The organism is Tahibacter amnicola (assembly GCF_025398735.1).
GTDB lineage: Bacteria > Pseudomonadota > Gammaproteobacteria > Xanthomonadales > Rhodanobacteraceae > Tahibacter > Tahibacter amnicola.
In genome coordinates this window covers 2,542,577-2,559,112 of record NZ_CP104694.1, presented here as the reverse complement: position 1 = coordinate 2,559,112, position 16,536 = coordinate 2,542,577, and the positions used below count along the sequence as shown (strand labels likewise).

At 66.1% G+C, this 16,536-nt stretch carries 15 protein-coding genes; 4 read left to right on the top strand and 11 right to left on the bottom strand.

The features are described from left to right. Nucleotides 1-197 precede the first annotated feature (197 nt). The 3 genes from N4264_RS10895 to N4264_RS10885 are packed head-to-tail and all read left to right on the top strand — an operon-like array spanning nt 198 to nt 2,700. Nucleotides 198-1,181: a DUF2157 domain-containing protein gene (locus N4264_RS10895; protein WP_261697059.1), complete on the top strand. Its 984-nt coding sequence runs from the start codon at nt 198-200 to the stop codon at nt 1,179-1,181. Further along, a complete protein-coding gene (locus tag N4264_RS10890) occupies nt 1,178-2,200 on the top strand; it encodes a DUF4401 domain-containing protein (RefSeq protein WP_261697058.1) in 1,023 nt (340 codons plus the stop codon). The genes N4264_RS10895 and N4264_RS10890 overlap by 4 nt, the downstream gene beginning before the upstream one ends. Further along, a complete protein-coding gene (locus N4264_RS10885; RefSeq protein ID WP_261697057.1) occupies nt 2,197-2,700 on the top strand; it encodes a GDYXXLXY domain-containing protein in 504 nt (167 codons plus the stop codon). The genes N4264_RS10890 and N4264_RS10885 overlap by 4 nt, the downstream gene beginning before the upstream one ends. 29 nt (nt 2,701-2,729) lie before the next feature. Here the strand turns inward: N4264_RS10885 and N4264_RS10880 are convergent, their stop codons facing one another. Continuing rightward, nucleotides 2,730-3,287 carry a hypothetical protein gene (locus tag N4264_RS10880; protein ID WP_261697056.1) on the bottom strand — a complete coding sequence of 186 codons (558 nt, stop codon included), beginning with the start codon at nt 3,285-3,287 and terminating at the stop codon, nt 2,730-2,732. Nucleotides 3,288-3,474: 187 nt separating this feature from the next. On the opposite strand from N4264_RS10880, the gene N4264_RS10875 reads away from it, so the two are divergent. Further along, the gene (locus tag N4264_RS10875) at nt 3,475-3,855 is read left to right on the top strand and encodes a VOC family protein (RefSeq protein WP_261697055.1); all 381 of its coding nucleotides are present in this window, start codon (nt 3,475-3,477) and stop codon (nt 3,853-3,855) included. Between the two features lie 10 nt (nt 3,856-3,865). On the opposite strand, the gene N4264_RS10870 is transcribed toward N4264_RS10875, so the two are convergent. The 10 genes from N4264_RS10870 to N4264_RS10825 form a co-directional block, all read right to left on the bottom strand. Then, a complete protein-coding gene (locus tag N4264_RS10870) occupies nt 3,866-4,678 on the bottom strand; it encodes a class I SAM-dependent methyltransferase (RefSeq protein WP_261697054.1) in 813 nt (270 codons plus the stop codon). Between the two features lie 130 nt (nt 4,679-4,808). After that, a complete protein-coding gene (locus tag N4264_RS10865; protein ID WP_261697053.1) occupies nt 4,809-6,938 on the bottom strand; it encodes a hypothetical protein in 2,130 nt (709 codons plus the stop codon). After that, nucleotides 6,935-7,750 (bottom strand): hypothetical protein, encoded by an 816-nt coding sequence (locus N4264_RS10860; RefSeq protein WP_261697052.1) that lies wholly within the window; start codon nt 7,748-7,750, stop codon nt 6,935-6,937. Before N4264_RS10860 ends, N4264_RS10865 begins: the two co-directional genes overlap by 4 nt. Nucleotides 7,751-7,822: 72 nt before the next feature. After that, entirely contained in the window at nt 7,823-8,653 is an 831-nt protein-coding gene (locus tag N4264_RS10855) for an ATP-grasp domain-containing protein (RefSeq protein WP_261697051.1), read from the bottom strand. Between the two features lie 7 nt (nt 8,654-8,660). Then, entirely contained in the window at nt 8,661-9,410 is a 750-nt protein-coding gene (locus N4264_RS10850; RefSeq protein WP_261697050.1) for a sulfotransferase, read from the bottom strand. Continuing rightward, on the bottom strand, nt 9,397-11,229 hold the full coding sequence (locus tag N4264_RS10845) for a WD40 repeat domain-containing protein (protein WP_261697049.1): 1,833 nt from the start codon (nt 11,227-11,229) through the stop codon (nt 9,397-9,399). Before N4264_RS10845 ends, N4264_RS10850 begins: the two co-directional genes overlap by 14 nt. Nucleotides 11,230-11,262: 33 nt before the next feature. Continuing rightward, on the bottom strand, nt 11,263-12,600 hold the full coding sequence (locus tag N4264_RS10840; protein WP_261697048.1) for a hypothetical protein: 1,338 nt from the start codon (nt 12,598-12,600) through the stop codon (nt 11,263-11,265). Then, a complete protein-coding gene (ribA, locus tag N4264_RS10835) occupies nt 12,597-13,973 on the bottom strand; it encodes a GTP cyclohydrolase II (protein WP_261697047.1) in 1,377 nt (458 codons plus the stop codon). Before ribA ends, N4264_RS10840 begins: the two co-directional genes overlap by 4 nt. Next, nucleotides 13,970-14,953, bottom strand: a complete 984-nt coding sequence (locus N4264_RS10830; protein WP_261697046.1) for a glycosyltransferase — start codon at nt 14,951-14,953, stop codon at nt 13,970-13,972. The genes ribA and N4264_RS10830 overlap by 4 nt, the downstream gene beginning before the upstream one ends. Beyond that, on the bottom strand, nt 14,950-16,335 hold the full coding sequence (locus N4264_RS10825; RefSeq protein WP_261697045.1) for a hypothetical protein: 1,386 nt from the start codon (nt 16,333-16,335) through the stop codon (nt 14,950-14,952). The genes N4264_RS10830 and N4264_RS10825 overlap by 4 nt, the downstream gene beginning before the upstream one ends. Nucleotides 16,336-16,536: the final 201 nt, after the last annotated feature.

Below are 16,536 nucleotides of genomic sequence, written 5' to 3'. Positions count from 1 at the left end.
AATCATGGCGGCTTCCGGCGACGGCGATATCACGCTGTCCTGCAAGGTAGCGCTGTTCGCCAGTCCACCGCTTGTCTAAATGCGCGCCGGAGGCGTCGGTTTCGGTCACACGGGAGGTCCGGCGAGTGGCCTTGGCCGATTGCCACTGGACAATGTGACAAGGAGCCCACTCGTGGCCGCATGGTAGGCTGACGTCCATGAGCACACTCGGGCATTGGCTTGACCAGAACCGGCAACGGCACCGGCTCGCGCGCTGGCAGCGCGACGGCGTGCTCCGCTCCGCGGATGCCGCGGCGACGGCCCTGGGCATCGATCCAACGCCGCCCTGGGCGTGGTTCCTCGATCGCCTGGGCCTGTGGGGTGGGGTCAGCCTGATCGGCACCGGCGTCATCAGCTTCATCGCGGCAAACTGGGACGCACTGGGCGTGATGGCAAGGCTGGGCGGCATACAGCTGCTGCTGGTCGGCACGGTCGGCGCAGCGTGGTACTTCCGCGGCAAAGCCCGGGTGTTTGAAGCCGGGCTGTTCCTCGCCATGATGATAGTGGGTGCCTTTCTCGGACTGATCGGGCAGACCTATCGCATCGAAGCCGATGCCTGGCATCTGTTCGCGGCCTGGACTGCGTTGTCGCTGCCATGGGTCGTCGCCTCGCGCAGCGCCGTCCTGTGGCTGGCAGCCATCGCGTTGGCCAATCTGACCTTCGCGCTGTGGCTCAGAGACAACTCACTGCGCTACATCCCGGCCAATGACCTGGTGAATCTGAGCGTCTTCAACACGGCGTTGTTCATCGCGTGGGTGGCAGCGGCGCTGCGGCTGCCGGAACTGCGCGGCCGGCAGGGTCCGTTGATTCTCGCCTTTACCGCACTGGCCTTCGTTTCGGCGGCAGCCGTGCGTGACGTCGCCGGAGATCGCGGGGCGGCGGTTGGCAGCGTCGGGTTCTGGCTCGTACTCATGATCGGCTTCGGAATCTACTTTGCCAGGAACCGGCCGCGTAACCTGCTCGGCCTCAGCGGACTCGCCCTGAGCGCCCTGGTCGTGGCGAATGTCGTCCTTGGCCGGATCCTGCTGGAACTGCTACGCGACGCCATCTGGGTATTGCTGATGCTGGCGGTGGCGATCGTCGGGCAGCTGGTGGGTGTCGTCGTGATCCTGCGTCGGCTTGCCCGGTCGGAGGCCTCGTGACCACGACCGGCGCCCTGCTCTGGCAACGCCTGCGCGAGGCGGGGCTCGTGTCAGCGGAACGCCCGCCCGATGACACGACCGTCCCGTGGTACATCCACGTGCTGGTCAGCGCCGGAATCTGGCTGGCTACCGTCCTCGTCACGGCGTTTGCCGCCATCACCATCCTGGACCACAAGGAATACGCCGGGCTCTTCGTATACGTTGCCGTCACCGCCACCGCCGCGGTAGGCGCGCTGCGCTTCGCGCCCGGCAATCTCTACCTTGAACAGGTGGCGACGGTGGCCAGCCTGTCGGCACAATGCCTGATCGTCGCTGCGGCGAGCTTCTGGCGCGATGCGGACGGCCTGTGGTACGCGGCGCTCGTCGTCGCGATCATCCAGTACGCCCTGGCCCCGCCGGTCGTGCATCGCTTCCTGTGCAGCCTGGTGGCCGCACTGGCCATCGGCATGATCCTGGAAAAGGCCGATGTGGGCGCCAAGCACTACATGACGGCGACGTTCGCGGTGGGCGCCGTGTTGATCTGGTGCCTGGCCGTGCAGGGCCGCTGGTGGGATCTCGTGCCGGCTGCCTGGGGTTGGACACTGGTTGCGCTGGCACTGGAGCTGTTCGCCTTCGACCACAGCCACCACCTCCGTCGCCCGATGGAAGACGCGCATTTCATGGGACATCTCGTCGTCGCCGGCATGCTGCCCGTGGTCACGCTCGTATCGCTGGGGCAGTACGCCCGGCGCGGGAGCGTGCTCCCGATCATCGCCGGGGTCGCTGCGCTGGGCTTCGCGGCACTCGCGTGGCCTGCCAGCGGCCTGCTTCTCGGGCTTTGCCTGGCCGTGATCGGATTTCATGCGGGCCGGCCGCTGCTGGTCGCGCTGTCGCTCATCGCCAGCGGCATCAGCCTCGCCCAGTTCTATATCGGAATGGAACTGCCGCTGCTGCAGAAGTCGCTGCTGCTGGTCGGCAACGGACTGCTGCTGTTGGCATTGCGATGGATCGCACGAGGCGTGTCGGAGAAGTTCGCATGAGCGAATGGCAGCCACGCCTGGCCTGGATCGGGCTCGCCCTCGTCCTGCTGTTGTGCAATGCGTTCATTGCCTCGCGCGACGCGGTGCTGCGATCCGGCACTGTCGTGTTCCTCCCGCTGGAACCGGCAGATCCGCGCTCGCTCATCCAGGGCGACTACATGACCCTGCGCTTTGCGCTGGTCAACGACGCGCTCCGTGCCCGCCCCGACCGCCCGCCCTCGCCGGCTGCCGAGGGCTTTGCGATCGTGACGCTGGATGCCCGGAGAGTGGCGCAGTTTCGGCGTCTCCAACCGGCAGCAGAGCCGCTCGCAGAAGGCGAATACGCGCTGCGTTTCCAGGTTCCCGTCAGTCGCGCGCCCTACGTTGTCACCGACGCCTTCTATTTCGCCGAGGGATCGGCCGAGCGTTATGCCACGGCACGGTTCGGCGAAGTCCGCGTCACCGGGGCGGGCGACGCGGTCCTCGCCGGCCTGCGCGATAAGGACTTCAATCCGCTATAGCGACACCGGCGCGGCCGGCGGGCCCTGTGCTACGTGCCGGGATCAAAGCCATCCGCAAACAGGCTGTCCGGTGGGGCGGGAATCGTGATCGCGGCGCCGCTGTCCTCGTAGCACCAGCGCAGGATCGTGGCTGGAAAGCCGAAGGGTGGCGTGGTAGCCAGTTGCACCCAGCCGTAGTTGATGACCGCGGAGGCTTCGTTGCGGAAACGCAGCCCCAGGAACCCCGTGGTGCCCGCCTGCCAGGCCGAGGTATTTCCCGCAAACGCGGCACGCGTGAAGAGCGAAGCCGGGCCGATGGTATCGCCGGGCGCCAGCACCGCGTAGGTGTCTGCGATACTGGCGACACCGGCACCGCCAATGCTCGACTGCCCCCAGTAGAACTTGAGCTGGCCCGGTGGATCCGCGTTGGCCGGCGCATAGAGATTGATATCGAAGCCCGGCACGCTGGCTTCGGTTTCGCCGGTGATGCCGGTCATCAGGTTGACGTACACCCCTTCCGGCGTGGCAGGCGCCTCCAGGGCGCGTTCGGTGCACTGCAACGCCGCCTCAACCGGCAGGGAGATCACCAGGCATCCGGCAAACAACACGCGCAATCGTGTAGCACGACACATCGGGACCGGTACTCCAGCGTTGAGGTCTGCGCAAATTAGCAAAGCACGCAAACGCGGAAAAGCAACGACCTCTTCGCCGAGGTCGCGACCTGGCGTTGCGACGAGGCGTTAACGCCGTTTCTGCTATCTCGTCCCTGCATCACGCCGCTGACGGGGTACGCCCATGAGCCCGTTTGATCGCCGCCCTGCCGTGTGGATCGGACACGTCGCCCTGCCTACGGACCGCATGCTCGAATCCGCGCAGTTCATGCATCGGATCGGCATGCGTTCGATCTTCGAAGGGCCGCAGGTCTCCATTTTCGAAATGCGCGGCGGCACCCACCTGATCCTCCAGGCGAAATCCGGCATCGAAGCGGGCGATGCCCCGTTCGACCTGATGGTGGACGATATCCACGACACCCACCGGCGATTCACGACGATGGGCTTATCCCCTTCGCCGATCGAGGCGGTGCCCGCCATCGATCACGAGCGATTTCGCGTACGTGAGCCGGCCGGCCACTGGATCACCGTGTATTCAACACATGTGGGCAGCGAGCCCGTATAGCGTGACGCAATTACGCGGCGCGCTTGCGCAGCAGAACGACATCCTGCCCCAGCAACGCCGGCCGGTGGTCGATCACCTCCAGCTCCCCGGCCATCCGTCGCAGGTACGGCAGCGGGTGAAAAGCGGCGCAGAGATTGCTTCCTGCCATGCCGGCGTGCCGCACGACGAGATCGCCGGCATCAAACTGGCGGGCTTCGTCCACGGAAAGTTGGTTGCGGAAGCTCTCGCCGTGCACCGTGATGAACAAATACCCGCCCGGCGCGAGGACACGCGTGAGTTCGGCAATCCATGCCACCTGCAGCGCGGCCGTCAGGTGCGTGAACACGGAAAACGCGTAGACCAGGTCGAAGCTGCCGTCGGCGTGACTCAGCGGCGGCGCCAGCGAGTTGATGTGAAACCGGCCGAACGGCAGGTTCTTGCGCGACCATTCGATCAGGGCGGCGTTGTAGTCGGTACCGTGCAATTCCACGCGACCCGGCAGCGACTGCCAGTGGCGCATGACGCGACCGCACCCGCAGCCGAAATCAAGAATCGCGCGAAACTGCCCGATGTCGGCGCCGTGCGCGGCAAGAACGCTGCGAATGGTCTGGGCCGTGTGGGCGCCACCCTGCAGAAATGCCTCCGCATTGGTTTCGCCGCCGACCAGCACCAGGTGCCCTGCCGGCGGCATGGGTAGTCCATCCGCCGCCAGCCCGCGAAACGCCGCCGGATGCCGGCGCCGGGCTTCGCGGGCCTTCAGGTACTCGTGGACGCGGAACGCCACGCCCAACAGCCCGGCGCGCTCTACCCAGCGCTTGAGAGTGGCACGCATTGCATTGGACATGGATGGCGTCTTCCTGGACTGACCGCGCGCCACCGGTCAGCGCCGTTCGCGGTGGGAAATCACGAGCGTATCAGGCCGGTCTGCGCACGGACAACACATCGGCCAGGGCTGCCTCCGCAGCCCGGCACGCTCAGTAGTAGTATTTTGTACTTTTAGCTTCCTCGCTTTCCGGGTAGAGCTTGTGCAGCAGCAGGAACGCTTTGCGTGAGGTCGCCTTGTCGGGCGCCCCGTAGCGCGAGGCATAGACCAGATCCTTCAGAATCGCCGCCGCGTCCGCATGGTCCGTGTGGGCGGAGATCCATGGAAGAATCTGCTCGCCCATCCAGGTGGTGGTATTGACGCCGTTTCGCCGCTCCCGGTCCGACTGTTGTTTCGCGGCTTCGGTCGTGTCTCGGAATGCGGGCGGCAGCTGCCAGTGCGCCTCGGCAGTCTCCGGCCCGGCGCCGTGCGGAAAGAACCCGCCGAGCTGCTGGACCTTGCCTTCCAGAAGACGATGTGCCATGAGGAAGCGCATCTGTTCCGCATCATCGGACGCCAGGGCTGCGACCACCGGCGCATCTGCCGTCAAGGTTGCCAGGCGCCGGGCGGCGCGACGCTCTAACGCCGCATCCTGCGTGAATGCACCCCAGCGCCACGCCTCGCTCGCGAACAGTATCTGGTGCGACGCCGCCAGCGTTGTCGATTCCGACAAGGACAGCAACTCCTCACCCGTCAGTTGCTGCACCAGCCACTGCTGCGTCGGCCCGTCGAGAATGGGATCGGCCAGTGTGAGCGATTCGAAGATCGGCTCCATTTCGATATCGGTGGTCTCGCTGCTCACCGGCACCCGCAGCAGGTGGGCCGAAAGGACTTCCAACGAGGGCGCAAGCAGCATGGCCAGCTGATCAAATGCCTGGCGTGTGCCCAACGACGCTTCGCCTACGGCCGGTGCGGCCCGCGTTAGCTCGGCCCGAGCGGCCTCGCGATCGCCACGCGTCAATGCAAGACGCGCACGCTGGTAGGCAAAATGCAGATAGAGCGGATCGTCGGAAGCGATTTTCCGGCTGGCCTGGACCCAATCATCGACACCGTCAGTCGTGGGAGTCGCCCCCATCAGCAGGCTCGCCAACACGATGGGTTCGTGACGTTCATTCCAGGCCGCTGCCAATCGCTCGCGCGCCAGCGTGACCGATGCCTCGCCGAAATCCGCGTTCTGCGAACGGGTCGCGAAAAGCCAATCCGTGGCGTAGTCCTCCTGCTTGAGTACCGCCCACAGAAAGCGGATGTCGCGGATCCAGGCTTGCAGATCAGGCACCGGCTCGGCAGCGCCGGCAAGCTGCCACAGGTCACGATGTGTGCGGGCAGGCGTATGACGCGCCGCAATCGCACTGCGGAGTTCCTCGGCGGCAGCCTTTACTTCCGGATCTTTCGCGGACTGGCCCACTGATATCAGCTGCCGAACCTGCGGGTGAGCAGACAACTCCGGCGTCTGCGCCACGAACGTGGCGTAGTCTTCCGGCACGTTGAACGTATGTCGCCACCAGGTGCGTACCTTTAGATACGCCGCCCACTCACGCCAGGGGGATGCCGGGTCTTTCGCGATCGCGGAAAACGCCTCGATCGCCGGATCCGGCTGGTGCTGGTACAGCAGCACGGCGGCATGTTGATAGGCGTGGTCCTTGACCAGCCATTCCGGCGCATCGGCTGCCAGCTCGGGCAGGGGCACCGGTGATCCGGATTGCTGGCAGTAGGAGAACACGCTGTCCTGCGCCGCGAGCCAGTGCTGGACGGCAGCGGTGTCTGCAGCGTACGTCGCCTGCCGCGCCTTCAGCGTTTTCGTGGCCATGCGAAATGCATGCGGCTGGCAATTGACGGCGCCGCTGAATTCAGACTGCATCCGCCATCCGAAATCCAGGCGATACGGCAATTCCGGGCCGCCTGCGTTGACGCGGGCCTGACTCCAGGCCTCCAGATCAGGCCATAGCACCGGACTGGAAAGGCCTGTCACCTGGACCAGGCGCTCGCGGTCCGCATCAGAGACGCCACGCAGGCCGCGCGAGGTCCGATACGCCACCAGTAGCATGGCACGGTCGTAGCTGGGCCAGAGGATGCCGAGCTTTCCTTGCAGATAGCGCTCCATGGCAGCGGCTTCGGGCCGGACCCGGGACGTGGACACCGGGCTGGGTATCGGGCCGCCGCCGGATCCCAGGCACGTCGCCGGCGCCAGGGACAGCACCAGCACAGCCAAACGCCGCGTACCGCCACTCACTCGCAGGCTCATCTATTTTTCCCTTTATCACTGTCTTCCACCTTGCCCACGGAGACGCTGCGCGGCCACCCGGACAGCTGGCGCAAGCCATCAGGCTGCCAGGATCGCGGGGAGAACAGATAAAGAACGCGGCCTGCGAACGCCCCCATCGGGTCCGGACCGAACGCGCTGCCATGGCGCGTCCATTCGTCCGTCGCGATGCCAGCCGCCTTCCGGCATGCCCTCGGCAAGGAATCGGATTGGCGCATGCGGCGTTGCCAGAGTCCGCGCTCGGCAGCCCCCATGCGGAAATACATCGGCACCAGCTCGTCCACCGGCAATCCGTCGACCCAGGCCGCGTCGCCACACCAGGACGCCAGCGCGGTCGCCGAAATCCGCTGGGCGGCCGGCAACCGGCCGCGCAACGCAGCCAGGACATCGCGATAAAACCGCTGCTGCCCCGAGCGGGCTTCGAAATCGATCTGCACGACAGGTGCGTCCAGGCGACGGATCGCCTCGAACAGCGCGTCGCTCCAGCGTGCGACCGCCGCGTCATCCAGCACGGGCGGGTAACGACGGTCGAAGGCCTCGATGTGCAGTACCGGCATCCGCTTCGTTTCGGGCCGTATTCGCAGCACAGCGCGTCGTCCGGTAAACCGGAACGCCTCGCCGCGGGCGTCGAACTGCCCCGCAAACCAGGCGACTCCGACATCGGGGGGCAGCCAGCGCAGGTCTTCCGGACGATCCCATGCCCAGACCCAGTTGACCGGCTCCGCGGCGACGCACGCACTGACCAGCGCCAGCGCCACCGCCAGCAAACGCGGCAAAACCTTCGGCCTCGACATCACCCTACCCGCCGGAAACCCGTAGATGCACCACGCCAGCATAGCCAACGGCCGGGAGGGTCGACCAGCCTCTCACGCTTGCAGCGACTGGATCCCGGCTTCCGTCGCCTGACCGCGTCGTCGCGGCAATCCCTGTTTCACCGCCGCGTCGAATGCCCGCGCCAGAAGGTGCAGCGCGTCGCGCCGCTGCGTCACGGTCCACTTGTGCCGGTAGGCGATACCCATTCCCGCGGGCGTCTTGTTTACATCGATCACGTACAAGCGACCGTCGGCATCGTCGCGCAGCACGTCCAGCTCGCCGAAGTCCAACCCCATGTGCTCGCACAACTGGAGGATCTTGCGCTGCTCGTCGCGGGAAAACAGCACGTCCGGGGATTCCAGGCGGCAGGAGGTGGCGTCGGTCTTGAGCACGCGCAACGGCGGTTCCCGACCCAGCACGTAGCACACGGGGATGCTGCCTGCGATCACCGGCACCCGGTAGTTCACGGTATGTCCGTGTTCGCTGCACTGGATGTAACGCTGGTAGACGAACGCCGGGTCCACCTGCGTGGTTGGCGCCTGCACCACGCTTCCCCGCCCCCGGGCGTTCTCGTCGGTCTTGACCGCGCATACGCCGTGAAAACGCCGCGGATCGATCTCCGCGCCATAGCCAAATACCTCGTGCATCAGGACGTCGACGCGACGCTTGCTGATGTCGCGGCAGTCGATGTTCCACACGGGCCGTTCGCGGGCGACCGCTTCCAGCACGGGATCGCTGGCCAGCCACGTCTCGTCGGCCCAGGCCACGGCGATGTCGAAGGGATCTTCGGGCGATGCCACGCCCTGGTAGCCCAACTCGTGGCAGATCGCGACCAGGGTGTAACCGTCGATCGCCGGGAATTGTGGATAAAAGAGGATACGCATCGTCGTCCTAGTCGGCGTCCCGCAGGGCACGGGAAAGGGGATGATTTTTCAGCAGAGCCTGAACTTCGCGAAAGTTCGCGATCAGCTGCTCCAGCGGCTCCGGATTCTGTCGCACACTGCGCGCCGTCACCGCCTCCGGCAACGCCGGCACATCGAGCCAGTCGAACAGCCGCGACTGCGCATCATGTACAGCGAGTGTTTCGTACGCGACTTCCAGCCAGCGCTGGCCGGTCGCGCGCATCTGCCCGGTCACCGCACGGTAGAAGCCCTGCACGTCCGCCACATGGTGCAGCAAGGCACCGACATCGACGCGCACCCGGGGGCGATCCGGCATGCGCTCGGCCGCGTCGTAGAGTTCCCACTGGTCGATTGCCTCGGCGATGCGCTCCGATACAAAGGTTCTGACCAGGTTCCGCCGGCGCAGCACGATCTTGCGGATGCCCGGGTCATCCAGCATCGCCGCGAGCACCGATGGCGACTGGCCCGGCGTCATCTTGAAGCCGACGGCACGGTACCCTGCGGAACGACGCCACACCTGCGCAAGAAATCCCGACGGGTCGGCGTCACGCTGTCGCAGCTCATCCATGCACCATGGCGCGGTGCGGCAGGACAGTGCGGCGAACACGCCACGCGGATTGAACAGCTCGTGATGACACAACACATCCGGATGTGCGTCCAGCAACGTGCACAGCATGTTGCTGCCGGACCGCCGGGCCGACACCACGACAAACCGCACCGGCGCTTCAGTGCCGGACATTCGGCCGTTGCTGCATGGCACGCAGCTCGTTGACCACGGACAGGTCGTCGGCGCGTACCAGATAGGCCGCACCGTCGTACGACGAGGCCAGCAGATGCGTACCGGCCGCATCCGCACGCGTCACCGCGCTGATGCCATTGCGCGCGACGGTCCTGCGCAGGATCCGCGACCGCGAGAGGTCCACGCGCAGCAGCTCGCCCCAGTAGTTCGAGACGACCACCGTGTGCGTGTCGAGAAAACACAGGGCCTTGGGCGAGCGACGCCCCAGGTCGAACGAATGCGCGAGCACGCCGTCATCGAGCCGGTATACCTTGACGTGAAAGTCTCGCCCGGTGCTGGCCAGCCACTGCCCGGTGGGATCCAGGTCCACATCGTCGATGATTGCCGTATGCCCCGGATAGCGTCGCAACAGCTGCCCGCCAAATTGCCAGGCGCACAGCATGCCGTCGGCGCTGCAGCTCACCCCGATCGCCCGTTCGGGATGAAGCCGCAAGGCCTTGACAGCGTTTTCGTGCACGCGGAAACGGCCGAGTACCGTTCCATCCTGCGCCATTCGGACGATGGCACCGGAATAGCAGGCGACGAAGATCTGCCCCTGCCAGTCGCCATGATTGGCGACGCGCAGGCAGTTGACCGGGCCTTCATCCAGATGCGCCGATACCTTCCGGTGCAGGCCCTCGTCGGCCATTGTGCAGACGTGCACCTGCTGGTCGTGCGCGCCGCAGACGATCAAGCCGGATCCCGCGTCCCAGGTCACCGCGTTCATCAGCATGCGCTCGGGTGCCGGCTGGCATTCGTCGCGCCAGCACGCCTCGCCCGGCGTCAGGGTACCGACACGGACCAGCCCGTCATCGCCGACCACGGCGATTGCGCCGTGGCCATCGCCGGCCACGTCGTTGAGGCAGGCGTTGCCGCCGGGATGTGCGCCGAGCTCGCGCAGGCACTGCCCCGTATCCGACTGCCAGACCAATACCGTGCCGTCGAAGGTACCCGCGACGATATGCGTGCCGTCCTGCGACCAGTTGAACGAGCGCTCCCATTTGCTGGCGCGGTTCTCCAGGCTCAGGCGCGGTGCGAAATCATTGCCGTCCCACACGCGAATCTGCTGGTCGTAGGCCGCACTCAGAATGCTGCCGTCCCGCGGCGAGCAGGCCACTTTCTTGATCCCGGAGCGATGCGCATGGATGACCGTGATCAACTCGCCACGCTCGATGTCGAAGATGCGCAGGCAACCGTCGTCACACCCGAGCACGACGCGCCGGCGCTGCGGATCGATCGCACAGGTATCGGTTTCCGTCTCGAAGGGACCGAATACGTGCAGCGGCCTGCCGCCATCCAGATCCCAGACGCGCAGGGTGCTGTCATCGCCGGAACTGTAGAGACGTCCATCGTGCGCGCAGACGCTGAGCACATCACGCTCGTGACCTTCGATCACGCGGATGACAGCGCCGCTCGCCAGATCCCACACGAGGATGCGGCGATCGCGTGACACGGAGGCGCCCTTGTTGCCGTCGAGAAAGCAGAAGTCCTCGACGTCGTCGCTGTGGCCCAGCAATACGCGCTCACGGCTTCCCGCCAGCAGGTCCCACAGGATGATGCTGTAATCCGATGACACCGATGCCGCACGCCGTCCGCTGTCGTCGACGACGACGCGGTTGGCCAGGTGTTCGTGGTAGCCGAGCAGGTCCACACTGCCCGTATCGACGTCGAAGCGCGCCACCGCACCATCGTAGGCAGAAGTGATCACCTGCCGCGTGCCGGGTATCCAGGCCGCCGAGGTCACCGGCCCGCGATGACGACTGAACTTCATCTCCTGCATGGATGAATCCTCCGTAATGTGGACCAGCGGCGATCAGAATCGCAACGATGTCGTGCAGCAGCGCAGCGGTTCGTGCATCCCGCCCTGCCAGACGGCACGCATGGCGGCATATTCGGCGGCACGCGTGTCCGCGACGGGCACGTTGTCGGCGTCGGCGCCCAGTAGCTGGGCCTCCGGGCAGGCCTCGGCCAGTACGTCGATCCAACGGGTGAAGGCATCGGCCCGCGCCGCGTACCGCAGATGCCACAGCGCATGCACCGATGAGAATGCGTTGCTCCACCACACCACGGACGGCCCCTGCGGCGTCATCGTGATCGCGCGCTCCGGATGGCGTAGCAGGTCGACGTGGACATAGTGATGCACGAGCCGTCGCGTCGCCTGCCAATGCGCGGCAAAGGTGTCGGCTCCGCCCCAGTCGTCCAGCTCGCGCTGCCACAGTTGCTCCAGTTCCGCGCGATCGGGCATGCCGTCGTGGGCGGTGGACCTCAGCCAATAGTGAGTGGATGACGGTTCCAGGCGAGGCCAGAGGAAGGCGGGCAGATCACGTCCATTCCACGCTTCGACCAACTGGCGCCGGAATCGCAGCGCGTCGCGGCTGTAGTCGAGGAAGACCACCTGGGCATCCGGGCGGAATCCGCAGCGACGCAGGATCGCATTCGGCTTGAATCCGGCAGCCACACAGTAGAGCGCTGCCAGCGGCTCGGGTTCGAGCAGCGAGACGTCGTCGTAACCTTCGAGGTTCCACACGAACACACCGCGCTGGCTGCGGTCCAGCGTGCGCGAAAGGCCGTCGACGAAACTCGCCAGCTCCGGTGTCAGGGAATCCCGGTCCGCGCGCTCGGGCGTGCTGCGGAGTGCGTCCGCGTGCGCGGCACGTTCCGGCTGCAGTTCCCGGCCCAGTGCGCGCGCAGCCATCGGAAACGGCGCCATGCCCCACAGGTCGTCGCACCACAGCCAGGGCCTGCCCGCGTCCCGGCGCAAGGTCGGCTGTCCGGCCAACTGCCAGCGGTCCAGGTCCACCAGCCAGCAACTCTCGCGGATGGCGCCAGGCGCCACCGAGTGCCCCACCAGCCAGTGCTGGCTGCCCAGTGCCCTCACCAGCAGGTCCACCAGTTCGGGCGCCTCCGCGCCCTTCGGACGCAGCGTTTCGACGACCAGGTGTCCGCCCGCCTGTACCAGGCAATAGCGGGCATTCCGCTGCGCCGCCAGTCGCAACAGCGTCTGCGGATCATCGTGCTCGATGATCGGCCCCGAATACGACCAGCGCGACCAGGCGAACGTCAGTTCCCGGCAGCGTTCCGCCAGTTCCGTATCGGACAGGCGGTCGCGGACATCCAGCACGCCATAGACAAAGGCTTCGTCGGATCTCATGCGTCACGTGCTCCTTCACCGGTAGCGCCGGGCACCTGCGGTGCTCCCCATATCACCAGGTCATCGCCAACCTGCAGGTAGTTCGGTCGGTCAATGCGCGTGTGTTCGCGGTTACGCAGACTCTGGTGCGGCGCAAACGCCGGGGTGCCACCCACCATCATCGGTGCGACCGTCAATACGAGCAGGTCAAACAGGCGCTGGTCCACGACCTGGGTCAGCACACGCCCGCCGCCTTCGATCATCAGATTGCGGACACCACGGGCACGCAGCAGCGCCAGCAACGCCGACAGGTCGACCCGCTCCATCGTGTCGACTGGTACGACCAGCAACTCCGCACCCAGCGATTCCAGCCGGCGCATGCGCGAGGGGTTGGCCAGCGGCGTCGTCGCGATCCACACCTTGCGCGTGGGATGGGTCAGCAGGCGTGCGTCGAGCGGGAAGCGCAGGCGGCTGTCGACGATGACCGGCTGCGGGTCCACCCCATGCGCCTCCCTCACCGTCAGGCGTGGATCGTCGGCGAGGATGGTTCCAATGCCCACCAGGATGGCGTCGTGCGCCGCGCGCAACCGGTGCGTGAAACAGCGCGATGCGCCGCCGCTGATCGCGAGCGGCCGATTGCCCAGTGCGGCTGAGCTCCCATCCAGGCTCTGGGCGTAGCTGAGCGTGACGAAGGGACGGTCGCGTCGTGCGGAAACCCGACTCAGGAGATCAAACAGGGGCTCGGAGCGGTCCGAAGGCACCTTGGCCGCCGGCACGACGATCTGCGCCTTGGTCTCTGCGACATCGGGTGAGTCCAGCAGATGCCCCATACGGCGCGCCTTGGCATTGAGGTATTCGCGATTCTCCGGGCGGGGCGGAATCACCAACGGCACCCGCGCAACCACTTCGATGCCCAGGCGTGTCAGCGCCGCCACCTTGGCCGGATTGTTCGTCATCAGCTGCAACGCATGGACGCCCAGGTCCCGCAGGATGCTGGCCGCCACACCGTAGTCGCGTGCGTCGGCCGCATGTCCCAGCTCGATGTTCGCATCCACCGTGTCGAAACCCAGGTCCTGCAGCTGATAGGCGCGCAGCTTCTCGGCCAGGCCGATCCCCCGCCCTTCCTGGCGCAGGTACAACACCGCACCGCGACCTTCGCGCGCAATCCGCCGCATCGATTCGGCCAGTTGCTCGCCGCAGTCGCAGCGGTGGGAACCCAGCACGTCGCCGGTGAAGCATTCCGAGTGAATTCGCACCAGCGCCGGCGGGCCATCCGCCAGTTCGCCCATCGTCAGCGCGACGTGCTCCTTGCCGTCATAGGCGTCAAACACCGTGGTCTGGAACGCACCGACATCGACGGGCAGGCGTGCGCAGGCAGCGGTCGGAATTTTCATGACGAGGCCTCGATTTCGGTGCGGGGCTGCATCAGGGAGTGCATCTGCGCCGACTCCAGCGCCAGGCGCTCTTCCGACGCCCGTGCGTCCTGGCCCGGCATCAGCTCGGACAACTGCTGCCACAGCTCGTGGAACTTCGCGACACTCGGCGGCCGCTCGGTGGATGGCGTTTCCCAGGGTTTGTCGCGCCCGGCCATGTGGATCACGCGGGCATCGCAGAAGCTCAATCCATCGGCCTTGCGGATCCGTGCCTCCAGGATCGGCATGTAGTTGTAGCGCGCGTCCAGCAAGGTCGCGAAACCGGCGAAACGGCGATTGAGTATGAGCTGGTCGGTCCAGCCCAGGGTTTCCACGTCGCGCCAGGTTTGCGGGTCAATCAGGCCGACAAGTTCGTCGCGCAGCGCGCGTGCGAGACAAGCCCGGCCGATGGAAATCATTCCGGCGTTGAAGCACGTCGACAAGGCTTTGCCGTAGCGGCGCCGGTTCGCCTGCAACGCCGCCTCCGGATCACCGAGCAGTGCATCGTAGTGACTGCCGTCGCCGCAACACAGCAGCGGCTCATCCGTCATGAACAGGCGTGACAGATCGCCCGTGACGAAGGCGTCGCTGTCGATATAGACGACCCGGTCGAATGCGTCCATGCCAAAGGCTTCCAGCGACGCAAAACGCGGGCCGGCAACACGCAAGCCTGGCAGCGCACGGGTGAGCTGCGCGACCCGATGGACCAGGTCTGCACCCGGCTCGACGAAGCAGATCGGCGTCAGCGCCTGCAGCCGTGCCCGCGCCGCGGCGCCCAGTTCACCACCGACGATCACGACGACCGTGCCGCGAAACCAGGGGTTGTAGCGCAGAAAGGTGAACAGCAGCATCTGCGTGCCCGCCACAAAGCCGTCGTCGGTGATCGTCACAAGACAGTGACGCCGCGATGACGTGGTGGAATGCCAGGCCTGCTGGGCACCAGGGATATCGTTGCTGTTCATGGGCTACCTTCCTGCGGCGCCGGCAGGCGCACCCGGTCAAAGAGGAAACTCATGTCACCCATGCCGAATGGCCAGCCGGGTGGATTGGTGGCCGGTGTATGACAGGCCAGGCAATCCCGGCCCATCAGTGGCGTGCTACCGGGCGAGCTGACCAGGCAGGTGCCGGGCTGCATCCACGTTTCCATCGAGGTATTCGCCACGGCTGTGTTGCCTTCACGCGTGACCAGGGGCGACGTGGAAAGACCGTTGCAGCTGCTCGGGAATCGCGAACGCGGCGGCGTCGTTGTCAGCACTGGTCCGTCGTCGTAGCGGAAGCAGCCTGTGCCCGGCGGATGCGGCAGCACGTATTCCGAGCCAACCAGGAAATAGTGGCGCCACTTCGCCGCAAGCCCCGGCGGAAAGTGCTGCGCGAAATCCGCGTTGAGACAGGCCACGACGTCAGCGGCACTGCCGCTGCCCGTGCACGGCGGCTGTGGTTGTGTCCGACAGACGTTGATGCGGTAGAAGCCGTCGTGGGCGACGCCGTCGACCAGCGGCTGGCGCGGATCGGTATTGCACAGCGGTGGCGCTGTCGGTGCGCCGCAGCCTTGGTCCTGCAATGTCTGGCCATCGGCAGCCACGGTGTAGATGTAAGCGCCGTCGGGCACCGGACAGCGCCGGCCGTCGCCGCCTGCGGCGCGGTAGCGTTCCCAGTCGAAGAGGTTCCAGCCACCTTCCAGCAGACGGTCCGGGTTCGCCGGATCGTGCGGTGCCGGCGCGATGGCACGCGTACCGCCCGGCGCACAGTCCGGCGCGTTGGCCACGTGCTCGAAGGTCGCCCAGGTCATCTCTCCCAGGATCGGCGTCTTCTGAACCAGATGGACGCCGATCAGGCCCCACCAGTGTCCTTTGGAGTCTTTTTCACAATGCATTCGTTCCACCGGACATTCAGTGGCGAAGCGACGCCAGGACGTCTTCACCGTGACCGCGCCCTCCTGCGTTGCCGATCCACCGGGCAGCCACACGCCACCGCTGGCAGGATTGGCCTGAAACGCACTGGCCATGGCCTGGAGCACGCTGGCCTTGTAGGTGCCCGATGCAGCGATGTAGTCGAGGAAGGTACGGTTCACGCGTATGTCAAAAGCGACCCGGCGCCCATCCGCCGCCAGAAGCGCGAAACCGTCACCCGCCTCGCCCTCGTGCGCGGTCTTGCGCAGCGCCGTTGGCGAGAGCGGCTTGTAGCCCGCCTTCCACGCGGGTGCCGATCCGTCACGGGGTATCGCCTCGTACCAGGGCGCCAAGGTCATCAGTCGCGGATGCCCGGTGGCATCGTCCCGGGCCAGATACAGGAAATTATTGAAAACGAAGCGCTGCATCAGGCAGTTGTCGGCGTTCGACGGCACGTCCGACCACCATCGGGCCCCGTCCGCATCATCAATGCGGCAAGACCGGGTGGATAACTCACGGGAAGCGGCCGGTGGCGGGCTGGACCGCTGGTCGGGCTGGCTGCAGGCTGCCGCCAGGGCAAGGACAGACAGAACGGCCACGCGAAGGCGCTTCATCGATCCCCCGGTCCGACGACTGCGGCCGGCACTGGGATGGGA